General features: G+C 39.1%; 17 protein-coding genes and 1 CRISPR repeat array. Of the genes, 11 read left to right on the forward strand and 6 right to left on the reverse strand.

Annotated features, from left to right (window positions below):
* The first annotated feature begins 32 nt into the window (after nucleotides 1–32).
* The 3 genes from QM959_RS07305 to QM959_RS07315 all read left to right on the forward strand — a co-directional run bounded on the left by QM959_RS07305 (nucleotide 33) and on the right by QM959_RS07315 (nucleotide 1,974).
* Nucleotides 33–857: an ABC transporter ATP-binding protein gene (locus QM959_RS07305; protein WP_414339087.1), complete on the forward strand. Its 825-nt coding sequence runs from the start codon at nucleotides 33–35 to the stop codon at nucleotides 855–857.
* On the forward strand, nucleotides 850–1,599 hold the full coding sequence (locus QM959_RS07310; RefSeq protein ID WP_414372401.1) for an ABC transporter permease: 750 nt from the start codon (nucleotides 850–852) through the stop codon (nucleotides 1,597–1,599). The genes QM959_RS07305 and QM959_RS07310 overlap by 8 nt, the downstream gene beginning before the upstream one ends.
* A gap of 168 nt (nucleotides 1,600–1,767) precedes the next feature.
* The gene (locus QM959_RS07315) at nucleotides 1,768–1,974 is read left to right on the forward strand and encodes a hypothetical protein (RefSeq protein ID WP_414372403.1); all 207 of its coding nucleotides are present in this window, start codon (nucleotides 1,768–1,770) and stop codon (nucleotides 1,972–1,974) included.
* A gap of 108 nt (nucleotides 1,975–2,082) precedes the next feature.
* Here the strand turns inward: QM959_RS07315 and QM959_RS07320 are convergent, their stop codons facing one another.
* Nucleotides 2,083–2,931 (reverse strand): putative RNA methyltransferase, encoded by an 849-nt coding sequence (locus QM959_RS07320; RefSeq protein ID WP_414372405.1) that lies wholly within the window; start codon nucleotides 2,929–2,931, stop codon nucleotides 2,083–2,085.
* 257 nt (nucleotides 2,932–3,188) lie between these two features.
* Between QM959_RS07320 and QM959_RS07325 the strand changes: the two genes are divergently transcribed.
* Both QM959_RS07325 and QM959_RS07330 read left to right on the forward strand, forming a co-directional pair.
* Nucleotides 3,189–3,467, forward strand: coding sequence for a DUF6110 family protein (locus tag QM959_RS07325; RefSeq protein WP_000910910.1), 279 nt, complete (start codon nucleotides 3,189–3,191; stop codon nucleotides 3,465–3,467).
* 1 nt (nucleotide 3,468) lies between these two features.
* Nucleotides 3,469–5,532, forward strand: a complete 2,064-nt coding sequence (locus tag QM959_RS07330; RefSeq protein WP_414372407.1) for a heavy metal translocating P-type ATPase — start codon at nucleotides 3,469–3,471, stop codon at nucleotides 5,530–5,532.
* Between the two features lie 76 nt (nucleotides 5,533–5,608).
* Here the strand turns inward: QM959_RS07330 and tyrS are convergent, their stop codons facing one another.
* Entirely contained in the window at nucleotides 5,609–6,865 is a 1,257-nt protein-coding gene (gene tyrS, locus QM959_RS07335; RefSeq protein WP_247935465.1) for a tyrosine--tRNA ligase, read from the reverse strand.
* A gap of 140 nt (nucleotides 6,866–7,005) precedes the next feature.
* Between tyrS and pbp1b the strand changes: the two genes are divergently transcribed.
* The 6 genes from pbp1b to QM959_RS07365 all read left to right on the forward strand — a co-directional run bounded on the left by pbp1b (nucleotide 7,006) and on the right by QM959_RS07365 (nucleotide 13,796).
* Entirely contained in the window at nucleotides 7,006–9,465 is a 2,460-nt protein-coding gene (pbp1b, locus tag QM959_RS07340; protein WP_414372409.1) for a penicillin-binding protein PBP1B, read from the forward strand.
* Between the two features lie 82 nt (nucleotides 9,466–9,547).
* Nucleotides 9,548–10,459 carry a DMT family transporter gene (locus QM959_RS07345; protein WP_414372411.1) on the forward strand — a complete coding sequence of 304 codons (912 nt, stop codon included), beginning with the start codon at nucleotides 9,548–9,550 and terminating at the stop codon, nucleotides 10,457–10,459.
* Nucleotides 10,460–10,687: 228 nt separating this feature from the next.
* The gene (gene dapD / locus QM959_RS07350; protein WP_414372413.1) at nucleotides 10,688–11,386 is read left to right on the forward strand and encodes a 2,3,4,5-tetrahydropyridine-2,6-dicarboxylate N-acetyltransferase; all 699 of its coding nucleotides are present in this window, start codon (nucleotides 10,688–10,690) and stop codon (nucleotides 11,384–11,386) included.
* Nucleotides 11,387–11,452: 66 nt separating this feature from the next.
* Nucleotides 11,453–12,583, forward strand: coding sequence for an N-acetyldiaminopimelate deacetylase (locus tag QM959_RS07355; protein WP_414372415.1), 1,131 nt, complete (start codon nucleotides 11,453–11,455; stop codon nucleotides 12,581–12,583).
* A 12-nt stretch (nucleotides 12,584–12,595) separates the two neighbouring features.
* The gene (locus tag QM959_RS07360) at nucleotides 12,596–13,135 is read left to right on the forward strand and encodes a 5-formyltetrahydrofolate cyclo-ligase (protein WP_414372416.1); all 540 of its coding nucleotides are present in this window, start codon (nucleotides 12,596–12,598) and stop codon (nucleotides 13,133–13,135) included.
* On the forward strand, nucleotides 13,119–13,796 hold the full coding sequence (locus QM959_RS07365; RefSeq protein WP_414372418.1) for a rhomboid family intramembrane serine protease: 678 nt from the start codon (nucleotides 13,119–13,121) through the stop codon (nucleotides 13,794–13,796). The genes QM959_RS07360 and QM959_RS07365 overlap by 17 nt, the downstream gene beginning before the upstream one ends.
* Nucleotides 13,797–13,857: 61 nt before the next feature.
* A CRISPR array of direct repeats spans nucleotides 13,858–15,676; the repeat unit is 36 nt; unit sequence GTTTTGGAACCATTCGAAACAACACAGCTCTAAAAC.
* Nucleotides 15,677–15,766: 90 nt separating this feature from the next.
* Here the strand turns inward: QM959_RS07365 and csn2 are convergent.
* Genes csn2 through cas9 form a run of 4 tightly spaced genes read right to left on the reverse strand, consistent with a single transcriptional unit; the run spans nucleotide 15,767 to nucleotide 21,804 of the window.
* The gene (gene csn2 / locus QM959_RS07370) at nucleotides 15,767–16,429 is read right to left on the reverse strand and encodes a type II-A CRISPR-associated protein Csn2 (RefSeq protein ID WP_414372419.1); all 663 of its coding nucleotides are present in this window, start codon (nucleotides 16,427–16,429) and stop codon (nucleotides 15,767–15,769) included.
* Nucleotides 16,419–16,763 (reverse strand): CRISPR-associated endonuclease Cas2, encoded by a 345-nt coding sequence (gene cas2 / locus QM959_RS07375; protein ID WP_002895389.1) that lies wholly within the window; start codon nucleotides 16,761–16,763, stop codon nucleotides 16,419–16,421. The genes csn2 and cas2 overlap by 11 nt, the downstream gene beginning before the upstream one ends.
* On the reverse strand, nucleotides 16,760–17,626 hold the full coding sequence (gene cas1, locus QM959_RS07380; RefSeq protein WP_414372421.1) for a type II CRISPR-associated endonuclease Cas1: 867 nt from the start codon (nucleotides 17,624–17,626) through the stop codon (nucleotides 16,760–16,762). Before cas1 ends, cas2 begins: the two co-directional genes overlap by 4 nt.
* The gene (gene cas9 / locus QM959_RS07385; protein ID WP_414372423.1) at nucleotides 17,626–21,804 is read right to left on the reverse strand and encodes a type II CRISPR RNA-guided endonuclease Cas9; all 4,179 of its coding nucleotides are present in this window, start codon (nucleotides 21,802–21,804) and stop codon (nucleotides 17,626–17,628) included. The genes cas1 and cas9 overlap by 1 nt, the downstream gene beginning before the upstream one ends.
* Nucleotides 21,805–22,096 lie beyond the last annotated feature (292 nt).

Below are 22,096 nucleotides of genomic sequence, written 5' to 3' on the forward strand. Positions count from 1 at the left end.
AATACAATTTATCATTAGAAAGAGGTAATACAATGATTAAGGTAGAAAGAGTTACAAAGCGATTTGGAGATAATATTGCTTTAAATCAAATTAGTTTTTCAATAAACGAAGGAGAAATTTTTGGATTCCTAGGTCCATCTGGTTCAGGGAAAACAACAATGATCAATATTCTGACAGGACAGCTACAGGCTAACAGCGGAAAGACAGAATTATTAGGGAAAGATTCTCAAAAATTACTTCCGTCAGATTTTGAAGAGTTAGGTTTAGTAGGTGACACAAGTGGTTATTACGAAAAATTAAGTTTGTACAATAACTTGTTGCTATTTGCAAGACTATACGGAGTTTCAAAATCCCGAATTGAAGAAATTCTAAAACAAGTTGGTCTGTATGATAGTAAAGACACTCCAGCTGAGAAGCTTTCTACAGGAATGCGTCAACGAATGCTTTTAGCTCGTGCTTTAATCAATTATCCTAAAGTTCTATTTTTAGATGAACCTACAAGTGGGTTAGATCCCACCACCTCAAAGAAGATTCACAAATTACTACAGGAGTTAAAGGAAAGAGGAACAACCATTTTCTTAACTACTCATGATATGAATGAGGCGACTTTATTATGTGATAACCTAGCTCTTTTGAATAAAGGTGATCTTATTGAACAAGGAAGCCCAATCGAAATTATCCAAAAATACAACACGGAAAAGAATGTTGCAGTAACCTATAGTGATTCGACTAAAAAAGTAGTGCGATTCGAAGACTTACAGCAAGAAGATTATAAAAAAATAATGACGATTCACTCATGTGAACCAACTTTAGAAGATATTTTTATTAAATTGACAGGAGAAAAATTAGATGTTTAAGAGAATTTTAGCCCTTATCTGGTTGAGGACACAAGTATTATTAACAAACAAAAACACTTTGGTTCAGGTAGTATTCCCATTCTTTATGGTTCTACTCTTCCAAAATTTTATGAATACAGATGGCACTCAAGGGAAAACACTATTGTTTAGTTCTTTAACAATGGCATTCTCATTTTCTTCTGGGTCAATGATTTCAAACTCTATTGCAGAGGAAAAAGAAAAAAGAATTTTTAAAACACTCATTTTAAGCGGAGTTCGCCGTGGAGAATATCTTGTTTCCGTGTTGTTTTATCCTGTAATCTTTGCCTTAGCTTCAGTTATTTCCTTCCCTATTATGGTTGAAGTGGATTTCGCAAAAGATTATCCTGTATACCTTGTAGTAGCTTCTCTGGTAGCATTATGTACAATCCTCTTAAATCTAGTGATTGGAGCTATTTCAGAGACACAAACTCAGGCTCAGGTTTATGGTTTGATTCCAATGCTTGGTCTTTCATTCTTGCCGATGTTTTCTCAAGTTAGCTCAGAGGTCAAGAAATTTATGGATACAACCTTCTTAGGAGTTTATGTAGATTTCTTTAATAAACCAGATTTCAAGTTGAATTTTGACAGTTTAGGGATCACTTTTGCTTGGGTTGTAGCATTACTTGCCCTTAGTTATTGGGGTTTAAAAAATAAAAATAGAGTACAGTTTGGGAAATTAACAATCGCTAAACTTCATAAACTAACTTTTTTTAAAGCTTAGTGTTAGTAAGTTTTGTAAGGAACCTAGTTTTAAAAAATAAACCAGCACTAAAAATGCTGGTTTTTGCTGTCTTTCATCCTTATGTTTCGTTGTAGGTGATCACCTCATATTCCTTGCATCCGCTTATATAAAGTATTATAATATGATTATAGGGAAGAAGGTGTTCTTATGTGGAAAAAATATTTTTCAAAATACAAATGGACTGATTTATTTTGGATTTCATTTATAATTTTGACCTGCCTCTATATAGGTAACCACGATTTGTTTCCTCTCAATCATCAAGAAATCTCTTTTCGTGGTAGTTTATGGGGTTTGGTACTGGCCTTATATCACTTACTGTTCATTGATAAATTTTTCATCTCGAATCGAAAATAAAGATTAGAGCTTAGAAATGTTAAATTTCTTAAATTTTCGGATAGATAGTTTAAAAATTGAAATTTAAAACCGCAGATCTTCTTGAAATGCGGTTTTTGTATATGTCAATTACAGTGCTCTCCCAACCAAAATCTCAGCCTCAATGGTAATCTCTGTCAAATCGCTCCAGTCAATCTTGCTTTTGTCAACGTGAAAGAGAAGGGGTGTCATGCTGAGTAGGGCTTGGAGCTGCTCTGATGTGATAGTCTTAGTCAGAGAGACAGTTTTGCTAGATAGGATGGTAAAGTGTTCTTGGAAATGATTTTTGATATCTTGGTTGGAATAGTCCTTCTTTGTCAGCTGGTCTTGTATCCTCTGACGAATTTCCTTGAGGTGATTTTCAGTTGGGATAACCTTTATCAAGATACCGTCTTTGGATAAAACGCGACGAAATTCTCCATAGTTGGCAGGTGAGAAGATATCAAGCAGGATATCCATGCTAGCATCTTTTATAGGAAGGCGAGCCAAGTCACCAACGAACCAATTGACTGCCCAGTTGGGTTCGCTCTTGGCAGCGATTTGGACCGAATCTTTGGAAATATCAAAGGCGTAAAAGGTCTTGTCAGGATGAACCTCTTGAAGTTTGCGAGAGTAAAAACCTTCACCACAACCGATATCCAAGATTGTTTTGGCATTTTTTGAATTTGAAAGTAAATCAGAGATGGCCTCTAAGATAGCTTGGTAAAATCCAGCTTCTAGAATTTGTTGTCGGTTTTGAAAGTTTTCCTTGTCGTAGTTAGCAGATTGCTTGATTTGAGGTGCCAGATTGACATAGCCAAATTTCGCCAAGTCAAAAGAATGACGATTGCAGCACTTGAGACTAGTCTCTAGAAGAGCCAGATTTTCTTGACAGATGGGGCAGGCAAAGGCAGTTGCAGAAGCAAAACGCTGAAGTTTAGGTTTGAGGTTTGTATTCATAGTTTAAGTGTATCAAAAGAGGCAAATGAAAGCAACTTTAGGAATAAGTAGATGGGAGATTCAGTAGAAATAAAACTAATACTCTTCGAAAATCAAATTCAAACCACGTCAACGTCGCCTTGCCGTACTCAAGTACAGCCTGCGGCTAGTTTCCTAGTTTGCTCTTTGATTTTCATTGAGTATAATTCTCCAATTTATGAAATGACATTGCTTTTATATCTAAATTGCTATATAATAATGATAAGGAGGAAATAAGTATGTTAAAAGAAGTACTAACCGTCGCAAAAGTTGCGAAAAAATCATCACTCTTTTTGGGTGGTGTCGCATTTGGTACCCTTGGCTTGAAAATCTTAGCAAGTAAGGAAGCTAAAAAAGGTTATTCTAAAGCTTTGGCTAAGGCTTACAAGTTGAAAGACGGGCTAGATGCATCTGTTTCTGTTGTGAAACAACATGGAGACGATGTCTTGCAAGATGCCAAATATTTGTACGAGCAAGAGAAAAAAGAAGAGCAATTAGATAGCCTTATAGGGGAATAATATGTCTTTTAAAGTGCTACATAGAGGATACCAACATATCCGACTATCATCTTCTTTTTCACTCACCTTGGATATTCAAGACTATCTTCGTTCCTTGGCGAGAGATGAAAAGGGGATTGAGTCCATCCAGTTTTACATGGATCAACAGCACTTTACTCTACGTATAAAAGAAGGCTTCTCTGTATTAGACAATGCAGAAGCCTTTTTAAAAAGAATTGATAAAGGGAAAGTTTCTGAGTTGATGACTCTTCCCATTCGTAGAGAAGAGAGTGCTTATTCTATTGTTTCAGGTGCAGCGATTAAGCGTATACTTTTTCGTAGTTTTGTGCCGTATCCTATTCGCTATATATGGACTTGTTATCAGGCTTTTGGCTATATTAGAGAAGCCTATCAAACACTAGCGCGTAAGGAACTAACGATGGAGGTCTTGGACTGTTCGGCGATTTTCTTGTCCTTGTTTATGAACCAATCCAAGACAGCTAGCAATATCATGTTTATGCTTGATTTGGGGAATCATTTAGATCAGTGGTCCTTGAAAAAAACGGCAACAGATTTAGAACAAAGCCTTCTTGCAAAAGAGAGCGATGTATTCCTAGTACAGGGCGATACGGTTGTTAGTATCAAGAGTTCCGATGTTCAAATAGGAGATGTCTTGGTCCTATCTCAAGGAAATGAAATTCTGTTTGATGGACAAGTAGTTTCAGGTTTAGGTATGGTCAACGAAAGTTCCTTGACAGGAGAGAGTTTTCCAGTTGAAAAAAGAGAGTCTGATTTGGTTTGTGCAAATACAGTATTAGAAACTGGAGAATTACGCATTCGTGTAACCGATAATCAGATGAACAGCCGGATTTTACAACTGATTGAGTTGATGAAGAAATCTGAAGAAAACAAGAAAACGAAACAACGCTATTTCATCAAGATGGCGGATAAGGTCGTCAAATATAATTTCTTGGGGGCTGGTCTGACTTACCTATTAACAGGTTCTTTTTCTAAGGCTATTTCTTTCCTATTGGTCGATTTCTCCTGCGCTTTGAAAATCTCTACTCCTGTAGCTTATTTGACAGCTATCAAGGAAGGGTTGAATCGTGAAATGGTGATTAAGGATGGGGATGTTCTGGAGAAATATCTGGAAGTTGATACTTTCTTGTTTGATAAGACGGGAACAATCACAACTAGTTATCCTATAGTTGAAAAGGTGTTACCTTTTGGGGACTATAGTGAGGAAGATATTCTCAGAATCAGTGCCTGTCTTGAGGAACACATTTATCATCCTATTGCTAATGCTATCGTCAAGCAAGCTGAGATAGAGGGAATTGAACATGAGGAAATGCATGGGAAACTCCAATATATCGCAAGCAAGGGGATCAAATCTCATATAGATGGGCAACCAGTTCTTATTGGGAATTATGTTTTGATGCAGGATGAGCAAATTCATATCAGTTCAGAACAAAATGCTTTAATTGAAGAGTACAAGAGTCACTATAATCTCTTATTCTTGGCTTATCAGAATGAATTGATTGGAATGTTCTGTATTCATACTCCTTTGAGAAAAGAAGCAAAAGCAGCCTTGGAGAAACTTAAGGCACAAGGGAAAAAATTGATTCTGGCAACAGGGGACACCTTGGTTAGAACAGAGGAATTAGTCAAAGATTTGCCCTTTGATCAGGTCTATACAGACTTGAAACCTGATGGAAAATTTGAGTTAGTAGAGGAACTGCAGAAAGCAGGTCACACTATTTTGATGGTTGGGGATGGGTTGAATGACTCAGCGGCTCTAACCCTATCAGATATCGGTGTGGTGATGAATGAGAGTGCAGACATTTCTAAGCAGATGAGCGATATCTTATTGTTAGATAATCGCTTGGATTTCTTCCAAGAGTTGGATTGGCTATCATCATCTTTGCAAACACTCATCAAGAAGAATATTCAAGATACCGTTGTCGTAAATAGTAGTTTGATTGGCTTTGGCTTGTTTAATTGGCTCAGTCCTTCAAACCTCTCTATCCTACATAATCTAACAACCTTGCGCATAGTCCTACGTAGTCTGTCTATTAAGCCTAGATAGATGTGCTTATCAACAACAAAAAGGAGTTACCTTTCTCGAGGTTAACTCCTTTATTTATAGATCAATGTTGAACAGTTTAGTAAGTCAATACAAAGTATTTTTTCTTCCCACGACGGATAACAGTCAGTTCGTTTTCCAACTTATCTGCGTCACTCAAGACATAGTCAAGGTCTTGGATGCGGTCGCCGTTGACGTAGATAGCTCCATTTTGTACGTCTTCACGGGCTTGGCGTTTTGAGTTAACCACGCCAGAAGATACAAGAAGTTCAACGATGTTGTGATTTTCGTCTGCCTGTACTTGGTAGTTTGGCACGCCACGAAGTCCTTGTTTGAGTTCTTTGACAGAAAGGTTTTTGATATTTCCTGCGAAGAGTTGTTCAGTGATGTTAAGGGCTTCTTTGTAAGCTTCTTCTCCGTGAACAAGAGTCACAACTTCACGAGCGAGGACTTTTTGAGCCAAGCGTTCGTGTGGTGCTGCTTCGAATTGTTTACGGATGTCTTCAATCTCGTCTAATGACAAGAAAGTAAAGATTTTCAAGAAGCGAACAGCATCAGCATCCATGACGTTCATCCAGAATTGGTACATTTCGTATGGAGAAGTCTTTTCAGGATTGAGCCAAACAGCATTTCCTTCTGATTTACCAAATTTCTTACCAGTTGCGTCTGTAATCAGTGGGACAGTAATAACGTGGGCAGTCTTGTCAGCCTTACGACGAAGCAATTCGGTACCAGCTGTCATGTTTCCCCATTGGTCAGATCCACCGATTTGCAGGGTAACATTGTGATCTTGGTTAAGGACAAAGAAGTCGTATCCTTGCATGATTTGGTAGGCAAACTCAGTGTAAGAAATCCCTGTTTCAATCCGTTTTTTCACAGACTCCTTGCTCATCATGTAGTTGACAGTGAAGTATTTTCCGATATCACGGAGGAAGTCAATGAAGCTGATACTGCCAAACCAGTCGTAGTTGTTGACCATGACAGCTTTATTTTCACCATTTTCAAAGTCAAGAAAGCGAGAAAGTTGTCCTTGGATAGACTTGACCCAGCCATCTACTGTGTCTTTTGTTTGGAGACTACGTTCAGCATCTTTGAAGGACGGATCTCCGATGAGACCTGTAGCACCGCCAACGAGCGCATATGGTTTGTGACCTGCTAACTGCAAGCGACGACTTGTCAAGATTGCGACAAGGTGACCTAAGTGAAGGCTGTCAGCAGTTGGATCGTAGCCAGTATAATAAGAAACTTGACCTTCTTCTAGGGCTTTACGCAAAGCTTCTTCATCAGTCGTTTGAAAAATCAAACCACGCTCTTTTAGCTCATCAAAAATGTGCATGTGTCTTTTCTCCTTTATAAAATATTGTTTCTACCTATTGTATCACAAACTTTGGCAATAGCCTAGTAGAATAGGGAAGAAAGTGGCTATTTTATTGAAAGTTTACCTTTTATGGTATAATAGATAGAGTGAGGAAATCCATGCAAAATCAATTAAATGAATTAAAACAAAAAATGCTGGAATTTTTCCAGCTAGTAAAATCAAAAATAAATCATAAAAAATCAGAGAAAGTCTCAGAAGAGAAGAAGTCGGATGTGACAGGTAGGAAAATCCTGTCTATCCTGGGTGGCATTTTAGTTGCTATTAAGGGGATTTTGAATACTCTCTTTATTCTAGGCTTTATCGGCGGGCTTTTTGGTGCTGGTGTAGCTCTTGGTTATGGGGTTGCTTTGTTTGATAAAGCCAAGGTCCCCCAATCGGAGGACTTGGTCAAGCAGGTTAAACATATTTCTTCCATCTCAGAAATTGTTTATGCAGATGGCAGTGTCATTGCTTCTATTGAGAGTGACCTACTGAGAACTTCCGTTTCATCTGAAGAAATATCGGATAATCTCAAAAAGGCTATCGTTGCAACTGAGGACGAACATTTTCTTGAACATAAAGGGGTTGTGCCAAAAGCTGTGATTCGGGCGACTTTGGGGACCTTTGCAGGTTTGGGTTCATCTAGTGGAGGATCTACCTTAACCCAACAGTTAATCAAGCAACAAGTGGTCGGAGATGCTCCGACTTTGGCTCGTAAGGCTACAGAAATTGTCGATGCCCTTGCCTTGGAACGGAGTATGAGCAAGGATGAAATCTTGACGACTTATCTCAATGTTGCTCCCTTTGGTCGAAATCATAAAGGGCAGAATATTGCAGGTGCCCAGCAAGCTGCTGAAGGGATTTTCGGTATCGATGCCAACAAGCTGAGTATTCCTCAAGCTGCCTTCCTAGCAGGTTTGCCCCAGAGTCCGATTACTTATTCCCCTTATGAAAATACTGGAGAGTTAAAGAGTGATGAAGACTTAGAGCTTGGCTTGAAGCGGGCCAAGGATGTTCTCTATAACATGTACCGTACGGGTGCTCTGACTCAGGAAGAATACGACCAGTACAAGGATTATAATCTCAAACAAGACTTCTTGCCATCAGGTACTGTCAATGTTGTTTCGAGGGATTATCTCTACTTTACGGCTATGGCTGAAGCGACAGACCGTATGTATGATTATTTAGTTCAACAGGATAATGTCTCTAGCCAAGAGTTGAAAAACGAGTCGATTCAAAAGGCCTATCATGAGCGAGCTGAGCAAGAACTAAGTAATGGCGGCTACAAAATCACTACAACAATCAATAAAAAAATCCATACAGCCATGCAAAATGCAGTTGCTAACTACGGTCGTTTGGTAGATGATGCGACTGGTCAGCCTGAAGTAGGGAATGTTTTGATGGACAATAAAACAGGGGCTGTTCTAGGTTTCGTTGGTGGTCGTAATTATCAGATAAACCAAAACAATCACGCCTTTGACACTAAGCGTTCTCCTGCCTCTACAACCAAACCTTTACTGGCCTACGGTATTGCCATTGACCAAGGCTTGATGGGTAGCGCTAGTATCTTGTCCAATTATCCGACAAAATTCTCTAATGGAAATCCTATCATGTATGTAAACAGTCCAGGTACAGGCATGATGACCTTGGGGGAAGCCCTGAACTATTCGTGGAATATTCCAGCTTATTGGACCTATCGCATGCTTCGTGAGAAGGGCGTGGATGTCAAGGGTTATATGGAGAAAATGGGTTACGAAATTCCGGAATACGGTATTGAAAGTCTGCCTATGGGTGGTGGTATTGAAGTCACAGTTGCCCAGCATACCAATGGTTATCAAACAATTGCCAATAACGGTGTCTATCATCAGAAACATGTAATTTCTAAGATTGAATCATCTGACGGTAGAGTAATCTATGAATTCCAAGACAAACCAGTTCAAGTGTACTCGAAGGCAACAGCAACGATTATGCAGAGTTTGCTTCGTGAGGTGATTTCATCTCGAATCACTTCAAGTTTTCAAACGGACTTGGCTTCTATCAATTCAAGCTTAGCTCGTGCAGACTGGATTGGTAAGACTGGTACAACCAATGAAGATGAAAATATGTGGCTCATGCTTTCGACACCAAGATTGACTCTAGGTGGTTGGCTAGGTCATGATGATAATCGCCCGATGGCTAAGGGGGCTGGGCATTATCGAAATGCCAAATATATGGCTTACTTGGTCAATGCTATCCAACAGGCTGAACCTGGTGTTTGGGGCAATGAACGCTTTAATCTTGATTCTAGTGTGACTCAGTCTCAGGTCCTCAGATCTACAGGACAGAAGCCGGGAAAAGTATCTGCTAATGGAAAAACAGTTGATCTTTCAGGTTCTACTGTAACGAGTTATTGGGCTAACAAGACGGGAGCCCCTACGACAAGCTATCACTTTGCTATTGGAGGAAGTGAAGCAGATTACCAAAACGCTTGGTCAAGTATTATTGGTAGTTTCTCATCTACACCAAGCTCAAGTAGTAGTTCTAATAATAGTAGCAATTCAAGCGCTACTAGACCTTCTTCTTCAACGACGAGACGATAAGTTCTTTAGATTTTTCTATATGAAGTGGTGAATCAATGGATTGCCACTTTTTTCTTTTTTCCTTTCGTGTTACAATAAAGGTATGAATCAGTATCAGAAAAAGATTGTTAAAGGAACTATTTATTCGCTCCTATCCGGCTTAATCTGGGGAATCTGTGGAATTTTAGGAGAGTATTTCTTTACTCATTATCAGGTATCTTCGGGATGGATTACCTCTATGCGTTTGACACTGGCAGGAAGTCTTGTGCTCATTTGGTCTGCAATACAATTAAAATCGCAAGTGCTAGATATTTGGCGAGATAAGAAAAATTTCCTACCCTTTTTAGCCTATGCTATTTTGGGAATTTTTTCAGTTCAGTATTTTTTCTATCTCTGCGTAGAATACTCAAATGCAGCGACAGCAACTATTTTACAATTCATCAGTCCTGTCTTTATCCTCTTTTACAATCGTTTGGTTTATCAAAAACGAGCCTCAAAAAGCGCTATTTTCTATGTTTTGGTTGCCATGCTAGGTGTTTGTTTGATGGCGACAAAGGGAGATCTCTCTCGCTTATCTATGACTCCATTAGCTCTTATAACAGGTCTGCTGAGTGCCATGGGGGTTATGTTTAATGTTATCTTGCCCCAACCTTTTGCTAAGCGTTATGGTTTTGTTCCCACGGTTGGGTGGGGGATGATTTTGGCAGGTTTGTTTAGCAATGTCCTTTCTCCGGTTTATCAACTTTCCTTTACTCCTGATATTTTGAGTATTTTGATTTGTCTCATTATCGCTTTCTTTGGGACGGCTTTTGCTTTTTTTATTTCCATGAAGGCTGTGTCCTTGGTTTCTCCTTTGGTGGTTTCCGTTATCAGTGCTAGTGAACCTCTCTCTTCTGCCCTTTTGAGTGTTTTATTTTTAGGCTTGGTAGTGGATTGGTCCCTTCTTTTAGCTATGGTCATGATTATTTTGCCTATGATTTTCCTATCGGTAGAAGAAGCGAAAGAAAGTAAATAAAAAGTCTTTTCTTAATTCTAAAAGTGTGCTATACTAGAGTAGTCAATAAAACACGGGGAGATAGTTGTGAAGAGTGTTTTTAGGTTGTATCGGTAGGGGCTTGCTTTTACCGACAGCACGTTTTATCTCACATCCCTAAAAATCATACCTAAAAACAAACAAAAAGGCTTCAAATTTGAGGCCTTTTTTGGTAGAATAGGTATCATTATAATGAACTAGGAGGCGCCTATGACTGCTACGAAAATGAACGCTCAAGAAATTATCCAATTTATCGCCAATGCTGAAAAGAAAACCAGTGTTAAGGTAACCTTTGAGGGACAACTCGCAACTGCTGTACCAAGCTCTGTTGTCAAACTAGGGAATGTCCTATTCGGAGACTGGAAGGATGTGGCTCCGCTTCTAGATGGTTTGGTAGAAAATCAAGACTATGTTGTTGAGCAAGTTGCTCGTAATTCTGCCGTTCCTTTGCTAGATAAACGTACTATCAACGCTCGTATCGAGCCAGGCGCTATTATTCGTGACCAAGTTGAAATTGGTGATAATGCTGTTATCATGATGGGAGCTGTTATCAATATTGGTGCTGAAATTGGTGCAGGAACTATGATTGACATGGGCGCTATCCTTGGTGGCCGTGCTATAGTTGGGAAAAATAGTCACGTTGGTGCAGGTGCAGTTTTGGCAGGTGTGATTGAGCCAGCTAGCGCAGAACCAGTCCGTGTCGGAGACAATGTTCTCATCGGCGCTAATGCAGTGGTCATCGAAGGAGTCCAAATCGGTAGTGGTTCAGTTGTTGCAGCAGGAGCTATTGTTACCCAAGATGTCCCAGAAAACGTGGTGGTAGCAGGTGTTCCAGCTCGTATTATCAAGGAGATTGATGCCCAAACCCAACAAAAAACAGCGTTAGAGGATGCTCTTCGTACCTTGTAATTGTAAAAGAAAAATAGAGGCGGAACCCTTTTCCAGCCTCTTTCTGCTATATAGGAGGACAGATAGATGTTAGATTTAATTCAAACAAGACGAGATTTACACCAAATTCCTGAAATTGGCTTGGAGGAGTTCAAGACTCAGGCTTATTTGCTGGATGTGATTGAGAAATTGACTGCGGGCAAGGCTTTTGTCCAAGTTCGAACTTGGCGGACAGGTATTTTGGTCTACTTACAGGGTAGTCAGCCAGAGCGGACCATTGGCTGGAGAACAGATATTGATGGCCTGCCTATTGTCGAACAAACAGGACTACCTTTTTCTTCCCAACACCAAGGTCGTATGCACGCCTGCGGCCATGATTTCCACATGACCATTGCCTTAGGCTGTCTTGAGCGAGCCCTTGAAGAGCAACCAAAGAACAATCTGCTCTTTCTTTTTCAGCCTGCTGAAGAAAATGAAGCTGGTGGTATGCTCATGTATGAGGACGGGGCTTTTGGAAACTGGTTACCAGATCAATTTTATGGTCTCCATGTTCGGCCGGATTTGAAGGTTGGCCAGATTGCGACCAATACACACACTCTCTTTGCAGGAACCTGTGAGGTGAAGATTCGTTTCAAAGGAAAAGGGGGACACGCAGCCTTTCCGCATGAAGCTAATGATGCCTTGGTGGCTGCTAGTTACTTTGTAACCCAGGTGCAGTCAGTTGTCAGCCGCAATGTTAACCCAATCGAGGGAGCGGTGGTGACCTTTGGCGTTTTTCAGGCTGGAACAACTAACAATGTCATCACAGACACAGCCTTTTTGCATGGGACTATTCGGGCCTTGACACAGGGCATGAGTCTCTTGGTGCAAAAAAGGGTCAAAACAGTTGCAGAAGGCGTTGCAGCTGCCTTCGATATGGAAGTCGAAGTGGAACTCAAACAAGGTGGTTACTTACCTGTTGAGAATAATCCAGCCTTGGCGCGTGAACTGATGGACTTCTTTGAAGAAAAAGACGGAATTGAGTTGATTGATATCGAGCCTGCAATGACAGGTGAGGACTTTGGTTATCTCCTTTCAAAGGTTGATGGGGTTATGTTTTGGCTTGGGATTGATAGTCCCTATGCCCTTCATCACCCTCAGATGAGTCCTAAGGAAGAAGCCTTAGCTATTGGGGTTGATGCGGTCTCTAGTTTCCTGAAAAAGAAGGCAGCAGAGTAGAGGGGGGTGTCTATGAAATCTGAATTACGTAAGCAAGTCTTGCAAGAAATGAAGGTATTACCTCGAGAACAAAAACAGCCTATCGACCAAGCTTTAACAGAACGACTTTTACAACACTCCTTTTACCAAGAAGCCAAGGTCATCGCAACCTATCTCTCTTTTCCTCATGAGTTTCAAACGCAGGGATTGATTGAGCAGGCGCTGAAGGACGGCAAGAAGGTTCTGATACCCAAAACCTATCCCAAGGGGCGTATGGACTTTGTGGTCTATCATCCACAGCAGTTGATAAAAACTTCCTTTGGATTACTGGAGCCAAAGGGAGATCTGGAAGTTGTGGATGCCTCTCAGATTGATTTGATTCATGTTCCTGGCTTGGCTTTTACGACGGATGGCTATCGGATTGGATACGGTGGAGGTTATTATGATCGCTATCTGGAACAGTTTTCCGGTCATACTTTAAGTACGGTTTATTCTTGTCAAGTTCAGGACTTTATTCCTGAAAACCATGATATTCCTGTTGAGGAGGTATTAATTGATGAAGGAAATCTTTGATAGACGTTACCCTATGACGAGTCTTTTCCTATTAGTGACGGCCTTGGTGTTTCTACTAATGCTGGTGACTACAGGCGGAAACTTTGACAGGGCAGACACCCTATTTCGATTTGGAGCCATGTATGGGCCTGCCATTCGCCTCTTTCCTGAGCAGGTTTGGCGTCTCATTTCGGCTATTTTTGTTCATATTGGATGGGAGCATTTTATTGTCAATATGCTTTCGCTCTATTATCTTGGTAGGCAAGTAGAGGAGATTTTCGGATCCAAGAAGTTTTTCTTTCTCTATCTTTTATCAGGAATGATGGGCAATCTCTTCGTTTTTGTATTTAGTCCCCAATCCTTAGCAGCAGGAGCCTCAACTTCTCTCTATGGATTATTTGCTGCGATTATTGTTCTTCGCTATGCAACGCGTAATCCTTATATCCAGCAGTTGGGTCAATCCTATCTGACACTTTTTGTGGTTAACATTATTGGAAGTGTTCTGATTCCAGGAATCAGTCTAGCAGGCCATATCGGAGGTGCAGTCGGTGGAGCATTTCTAGCAGTTATCTTTCCAGTTCGAGGAGAAAGACGGATGTATAGTGCTAGTCAGAGACTGGTAGCGGTGGTGTTATTCGTAGGACTCGCAGTTTTGCTTTTCTACAAGGGAATGGGAATGTGACAACTAATATGTAAACGTGAATAAGAAAAAAGCTACTTAAAAAATGAGTAGCTTTTAATGTGTTTTGGAACCATTCGAAACAACACAGCTCTAAAACATTTTCATCTTCCAACTCCTTTATTCTCTTGTTTTGGAACCATTCGAAACAACACAGCTCTAAAACTTCCAAAAGCAGAAACCATCAAATCAGAAAGTTTTGGAACCATTCGAAACAACACAGCTCTAAAACTTTAAGGTTACTTATGTATTTCATATAGAGGTTTTGGAACCATTCGAAACAACACAGCTCTAAAACGCATAGCTACGATATAGTGTAGTGTCTGTTGTTTTGGAACCATTCGAAACAACACAGCTCTAAAACAAACGACGCTTAATATTTGTATCGTTGTATGTTTTGGAACCATTCGAAACAACACAGCTCTAAAACTCATCCACGGATAAGCCCGGCAACGGCAAGGTTTTGGAACCATTCGAAACAACACAGCTCTAAAACGGCTCTCGCCAAAAGTCCACCACCTCAAAGGTTTTGGAACCATTCGAAACAACACAGCTCTAAAACTTTCAACTATGCGGGCAAGCAATCGAAAAGAGTTTTGGAACCATTCGAAACAACACAGCTCTAAAACATACACGCATGGGTTCCCACTATGAAATCTGTTTTGGAACCATTCGAAACAACACAGCTCTAAAACAGCTTATAACTTATCCGGAATATAATTAGCGTTTTGGAACCATTCGAAACAACACAGCTCTAAAACAGCCAAGCAGTTAGATCATCAGCATACTCAGTTTTGGAACCATTCGAAACAACACAGCTCTAAAACTAAAGGGTAATTCTGGTTCTTTTCTAACTTGTTTTGGAACCATTCGAAACAACACAGCTCTAAAACTCATGGCTATTCTATCAAACTCATCTTCAGGTTTTGGAACCATTCGAAACAACACAGCTCTAAAACGATACCAGAGCCATTGTTTTCCAATCGCAGGTTTTGGAACCATTCGAAACAACACAGCTCTAAAACGCAATTGTTCAAGACGAACATTTAAATAAGTTTTGGAACCATTCGAAACAACACAGCTCTAAAACATTACGACAGCTGTCCGAGAAATGCTTAACGTTTTGGAACCATTCGAAACAACACAGCTCTAAAACTAAAGAAATCATCAAACGGTTTGATTTTAGGTTTTGGAACCATTCGAAACAACACAGCTCTAAAACTAATGTATTTCCAATCTGCGACAATCACATGTTTTGGAACCATTCGAAACAACACAGCTCTAAAACTCATAGCGAAAGGCTGCAAAATCAACTACAGTTTTGGAACCATTCGAAACAACACAGCTCTAAAACTTGTTAGCTGCATACTGTTCTACAAACCAAGTTTTGGAACCATTCGAAACAACACAGCTCTAAAACCTCGTATCAATATCTTTATCATGAAAGATAGTTTTGGAACCATTCGAAACAACACAGCTCTAAAACACAGGGTATCACCACTCACAACCGTATGGCGGTTTTGGAACCATTCGAAACAACACAGCTCTAAAACCAAATACATTGTCTACCATACTAGCCGACCGTTTTGGAACCATTCGAAACAACACAGCTCTAAAACAATGGAAGCCTTGGCAGATAAAAACTTCGAGTTTTGGAACCATTCGAAACAACACAGCTCTAAAACTTTAGCAAGATAAGGATACGGGTCAACGTGGTTTTGGAACCATTCGAAACAACACAGCTCTAAAACAATAATGCTAAACTGTCATCACTGATTTGAGTTTTGGAACCATTCGAAACAACACAGCTCTAAAACGGGCAAAGTGTTTGATTTATCAACTACGGCGTTTTGGAACCATTCGAAACAACACAGCTCTAAAACCTCGCAGAAAAATTTTTCTCACGAAATTTCGTAATCGCGCCATTCGTCCCAGCCAGACTTCAGCTCGTTAGGTTCCAATTGTTACTCTTATTATACCATATTTTCAGGGTTCAAGAAATAGTCTTGATCCAGCACATACTGCGGAAAATCATAGACTTTTCGAGGTTCGATAAATAAAACCCTTAGTTGATTTAGTTGGATATACTCTATCAGATTTACTAACTCATCCTTTGATAGATAGGCGGATGCATTGATGAAGACAAGGAGTTTCTTTTTCGAAAGATATTTAAAAATCTGGACAATTTCTAGCATCTTTTCAAAAGGCGTATCACTCAGGGTTTCGACTTTGACACCAAGTGCATCGATTAACTCTAGAATGGTGATTTCATCATACTCTAGGTCTAACTCGTTTTCCAAACACTCAAATGCCAGCAATTCTGTAATCGTAGCAACCAACTTTTCAATCATGGACTTGACTTCGGGCTTGTCATTGAGTTGATTTTCTAAATCAGCATGTATCAATTTAAGCATGACAGGTGAGTTGAGATTGTATCCTAAGACGTCCGTTATCACTAGTAACTCGGACTCTTTCAGAGCTTTTAGATTTCTATCAAACAACTTCAACTCTCCATCATCAGTATATTGGTAGAACTGCTTGACGATAGTTGAAAAGGTAAACTGGTCTTCCAGCACTAAAAAAGTTGCATTTTCAATAGCTAATGGTTCATCCAGTAGTGGGAAATTAATCTTCATCTCTAGGCTCCTCTCCCAGAAAGACCAAGCGTGCGTCGGAGTTTGCTACACTAGTATTTCGCTCACCATTTAAGTAAATCATACGAGAAAACTGTTTTTCTGTAACGGTTAAGAGAGTAATGTTCCCCTTTTTAGGGTTATGAGTCTTGAGTCGCTCAATCATGGCGTTATTAGCAGAGTTGTTGAGCAAGAGCTTGCTATAGATGGAGAATTGGTGCATGATAAATCCCTCATCTATGAGGAACTTACGAAATTTCCGATAGGCCTTGCGTTCCTCTGCGGTATCAACTGGCATATCAAACATTAAAATCATACGCATATATCGATAACTCATATCCTAAACTCAGGAACTCCTTTCTCGGGTTGGTTGAGAGCTTGGATAACTTTCTTAGTATAGTCACTGATGATATTGGACAGGTACATATCTTTACCATTGTAGTGAAAGGTATCTGAGAAAATAGTAAAAAGTTCTCGTTTGATTTTGACAAAAGAACTGTTTCGATTTTCATAGACAATTCTGTCAATAATTGGACGGAAAGGCTCCATAATATCACTAGCTAGGTTGAATTGATTGAACTGGTTGGCATGTTTCAAGCCAAACTGAGTCATGCAGCCAGACAAAACAATCTCACGCGCAAACATACTCAAAATCAAGGTGTAGCCGTAGTCCAAGGCAGCATTGATATCACTATCTTGCTCACGACTAAAATCATTTCCAAACAAGGTGTTGAAATAAATACGAGCTGCGTGTCCCTCCCGGTTACTAGGATCAAACAAATTCAACCCATGATAGAGATCGATGACGGACTGGCTCTTTTCCAGAAAACCACAACTTCCTAGATAAAAGGCTTGATTGAGAATTTTTTGTGCAATAATGGTAGTCCAAACTTGTGCTTTAGCCTCCTCGCACCATGTGATTTGACGAGAGAGTTGCAAACTGGAATCGTGTCGACCATAGTAAGGCATTAAGTAGGCTGTTGGCAAGCGTTTATCATCACAAAAGATAACCAGAATATTTTCATCTACCAAGCGCTTTATCAGCATAGTGGAGAGAACGATATCTGTTGTCTCCAAAAGCAGGATGTCCACCTCGGACAGGTGAATCAATTCTGTTCGAGAGGCATCTTTAAAAATTAAGTGGTTGTTCTTGTAGGAGAGTTTAGAGTGCGTATTGACAACAACGGTTCTCCATCCCATCAGTCTTCTCCTAGTTTGCTTAAGTCAATCCGAGTCTCGTAGAGGCCAGTGATGGATTGGTGGATAAGGGTGGCGTTGAGGAGTGATGAAGGTGTATAGTCTCTGTAGCGTGGAATTTTTACTCCCAAAAACTCGAAATCAGAAGCACTTCCTTGTGAAGTTAACTCGAATAAACCAGCATTTTTACTATTTCTTGGACCAATGAAACTGAAACATAACTTTTCGATATCAACTGTTTCCCAATCAATAAATGCTTGTCTGATTCTTTCTCCATTTTTTAATGCACCTACATACTTATCGTTAAAATCAAGTACAGATTCTAAAAGTTTAGCAAAATCATTTCGATGTTTCTCAACATACTCTAAGTGTTCTGGTTCAAGTGTTTTATTAATATTCTTAGCATGATATAAAAGAGTCGTATACTTTTCGGGGAGGACCAATTCATTACCTTTATGAATTTCTCCTCGTTTATTGTTTGTTGATAGAATACTTGCTAGTCTTCTTCTCGTGCCATCAGGAAACTCAAACAAACTATATTTAGGTAAAGTAATAGTTGATAGAATTTTTATGTATCCTTTTTCAAGAAGATAGTTTTCCTTGTTCTTTTCAAAATTTATTTTATCTAAAATAGAGATACCTTGAAACTCAAGCACTGTCTTTTGTTGTTTTTTCGCTCCTTTTTCAATAATAGCTCTAACTAGGACAGCGTATGAGTTAGAAATACCAGCGTAACCACCGTATTTTCGTGGGTCAAGCCCTTGCTTAATTGGAACAAGATTTTCTTTACTATCTTCTGAAGGTTTAGGAGATGGATTAGAATTGAACAATCCTTTAGGTTTACCTCTATCTAGACCATGTGTTTGCACCTCTGTCTTCTTCACAATATTTACCTGCGGAAGTGAAAGAACTTTTTTGATTGTAGCGAAATCTTTTTCCTTATTCCAAGCGATTTCTCCAGTATCCTTGGAGTATTCGATATTCTCTCTTTTTACGATGCTTCCGTCTGCGTAATGCACCTCTTCTTTAAAGAAGTTCAACAAGTTTGAGTAGAAGAAATACTTTTCAGTTGCTTTTTCAACTTCTTTAGGATCTTTGGTTCTGGAGATGTATATCTTAAGGTCATACTTTTGGTAGTCACCATAGACGAATTCAGGCTCTAGTTTAGGATATTTCTTAAGGATAGCCTTAGCAACTACTGCATTTAAATAGGCATCATGTGCATGGTGGTAGTCATTGATTTCCCGTATCTTGTATAGTCTAAATTCTTTACGGAAGTTGGAAACTAGATTGGATTTTAAAGTGATGATTTTGACGGTACGATCCTTCTTATACTTCTCAGTCACTTCTGTATTGAAGCGAGCATCCAAAATCTGAGCAACGTGTTTTGTTATTTGCCGTGTTTCAACTAGTTGGCGTCTGATAAAGCCAACTTTATCTCGCTCATCTAATCCACCTCGTTCAGCCTTAGTCAAATTATTAAATTTACGTTCTGAAATCAATTTGGAATCCAATAACTGTTGCCAAAAAGCTTTTCTTTTTTGAACAATCTCTAAACTTGGAACATTATCGGATTTACCACGATTATCTTTTGAACTAGTCAGGACACGGTTATCGAGCGAATCGTCCTTTATAAAGGCCTGAGGGATGATGTGGTCAATGTCACAGCTGCTTAGTTGGTTGATATCAAGAGGTTCCCCAGTGTACATATCCTTCCCATTTTGGAGATAGTAAAGGAAGAGACGGTCATTTTGAAGTTGAATATTATCTGTTGGATGTTCTTTTAATATATTTGAATCAAGCCCATGTGCTAGATTTTTTAGTGCATCCTCAATGCGTTTATATCTTTGTTGAGAATTCTTTTTCCCTCTGGCAGTTGTCTGATTTTCTCGTGCCATCTCAATCACAATGGACTCGGGAGCGTGGCCCATAACTTTGACAAGCTCATCGACAAGCTTGATACTTTGTAAAATTCCCTTTTTAATGGCAGGGCTTCCTGGAAGTTCTTGGACAACTTGCTTCACATCGTCTGTTTTACCAACCACTTGTGATTCTTGGATAATTTCTTTAAAAGAAAGCCCATCATCATTGATTAACTGCATAAAGTTGCGATTGTTCTTACCGTCATCAATCAGATAATCAAGAATCGTTTTGCCAGTTTGTTTATCACGGATTCCCTTAATCAGCTTAGAAGAGAGTTTTCCCCAACCAGTATAATGTCGACGAGTTAGTGCCGTGATTACTTTGTCATCAAAGAGAGAATTATACTGAGCAAGACGTTGCCTGATCATCTCACGATCTTCAAAGATAGTTAGCGTGTGGACGATATTTTCAAGAATCTCTTCATTTTTAGCATCATCCATAAACTCCTTATCCTTGATAATTTTGAGCAAATCATGGTAAGTAGATAGACTGGCGTTAAATTGTTTTTCAATTCCTTTTAGTTCGATTCCATCGTAGCCGTCAACATTGTGTAGAAACTGTATGATGTCTTTTTCTGTTACTTTCCTTTTCTCTTTGAATAATTGAGTGACAATTTGCTTCTTCTGTCCACTATCAAGGAATTGATAGTCTCTCAATCCTTCTGCAATAAATTTTACTTTTGTTAATTCATTATAGACAGCAAATGTTTCATATAACAGACTATGCTTAGGCAAAACTTTTTCTTCTGGAAGATACAAATCATAGTTAGTCATCTTATTGATGAAGTCTTCTGCAGATCTTGCTTTATCAACAACTTCTTCAAAATTCCAGGGGCGAATTGCTTGGCCAGAATTTCGAGTAAGCCAAGCAAAATCACGATTGCTACGAGCCAATGGGCCAACGTAGTAAGGGATACGGAAGGTCAAGATTTTCTCTATCTTTTCTTTATTTTCCTGCAGAAATGGATAATGTTCTCCTTGTCGACGGATAATGGCATTCATTTCTTGAAGATGAATTTGATGAGGAATAGAACCATTATCAAAGGTGCGTTGTTTTCTCAAGAAATCTTCACGTTCAATTTTATCAAGGAAATAGTCTGCTCCTTCGAGTTTAGAGAGAAGATTTTTGATGTATTTGTAAAATGCTTCTTGAGTGGTCTTACCATCGATATATCCAGCATATCCATCTTTAGATTGGTCAGAAAAAACTTCATCATATTTTTCTGGAAGATTTGTTTTGATGAATTGTTTTAAAGCAGTCAAGTCTTTTTGGTGATTTTCATAGCGGTCAATCATAGATGCTGATAATGGAGCCTTGGTTGAAGGATCTGTAATAGTTAAGATTCCTGATAAAAGAATGGCATCATAGAGTTTTTTAGCAACTAGGAAAAGGTCTGCAAAGTCATCTCCAATTTGTCCGAGTAAGTTTTCCAAATCCTCATCATAGGTATCTTTAGAGAATTGTAGTGGGGCTTTTTCTTCTAAGTCAAAATGTTTTTTAAAATCAGCCTGATTTCCTACAATTAACTTGAGAAATTCGGAAAACAAACCAGTGGACTTTTCATCAGAAAAGAATTTTAGAACGCGTTCTCTCTTTGCAGATTTACTGATTTTATCTGTAAAAATTGCTTCTACTTGTGCGTTTTGTCCGCTAAGTGAACTTCCTTCAAAAGTGTTGTCGTAAATGCTTATAAACTCGTTAAATATTTTTTGGATATCATTGTTTCTAATATCGAATGTATCTTCGTATAAAAAATGCCCGCGATATTTAATCATATGAGCTAATGCCAGATAGATCAAGCGCAAGTCAGCTTTTTCTTTTGAGTCCGCAAGGTATTTTCTCAAATGATAGATAGTTGGAAATTTCTTGTGATATTCTTTTTCTTCCTCCAAGGTAGCAAAAATAGGGTATTTACTTCCTCTCTTATCCTCAGGAACTAAAAAGGAGTCATCTAATCGATGAAAGAAACTACTATCCACCTTGCTTATTTCCTGAGAAAAGATTTCTTGAAGATAGCGAAGACGATTTTTTCGACGGGTATAGCGACGGCGCGCGGTTCGTTTCAGACGTCTATCTTCAGCAGTAGTCCCTTCATCAAATAATAAAGCTCCAATCAGATTTTTTTTGATAAAATGTTTATTAGTATTGCCCAGAACTTTCATCTTTTTCGATGGCACCTTATAGTCATCCGTAATGACGGCCCATCCGACACTGTTTGTTCCGATATCAAGTCCGATAGAGTAAGGTTTGTTGCTCATTTAGATTTCTCCTTTGGGTTATACTCTTTAAGTTCTTATTAGTAAACGCTAATATATTAACTTTAGCTAAATTATATATCTTTTGACTATTAAAATCAAGAAATTGTAAAACGTTTTCAATGTGTAAGTTTTTAATCTTATAAAATGAAGTGTTATTCTATTTTAGCTAAATTCCCAAACTAACTTCCATCGCCAATAAAAGTGGAAGTTAGTCTGATAAAAATCGTAAAAACCAGTGGAAATCCGTGTCAGGGTAAGTTCCACTGGTTTTACTAATGCTTGATTTCATCGT

Source organism: Streptococcus mitis (assembly GCF_047459985.1).
GTDB classification, from domain to species: Bacteria; Bacillota; Bacilli; order Lactobacillales; family Streptococcaceae; genus Streptococcus; species Streptococcus mitis_DZ.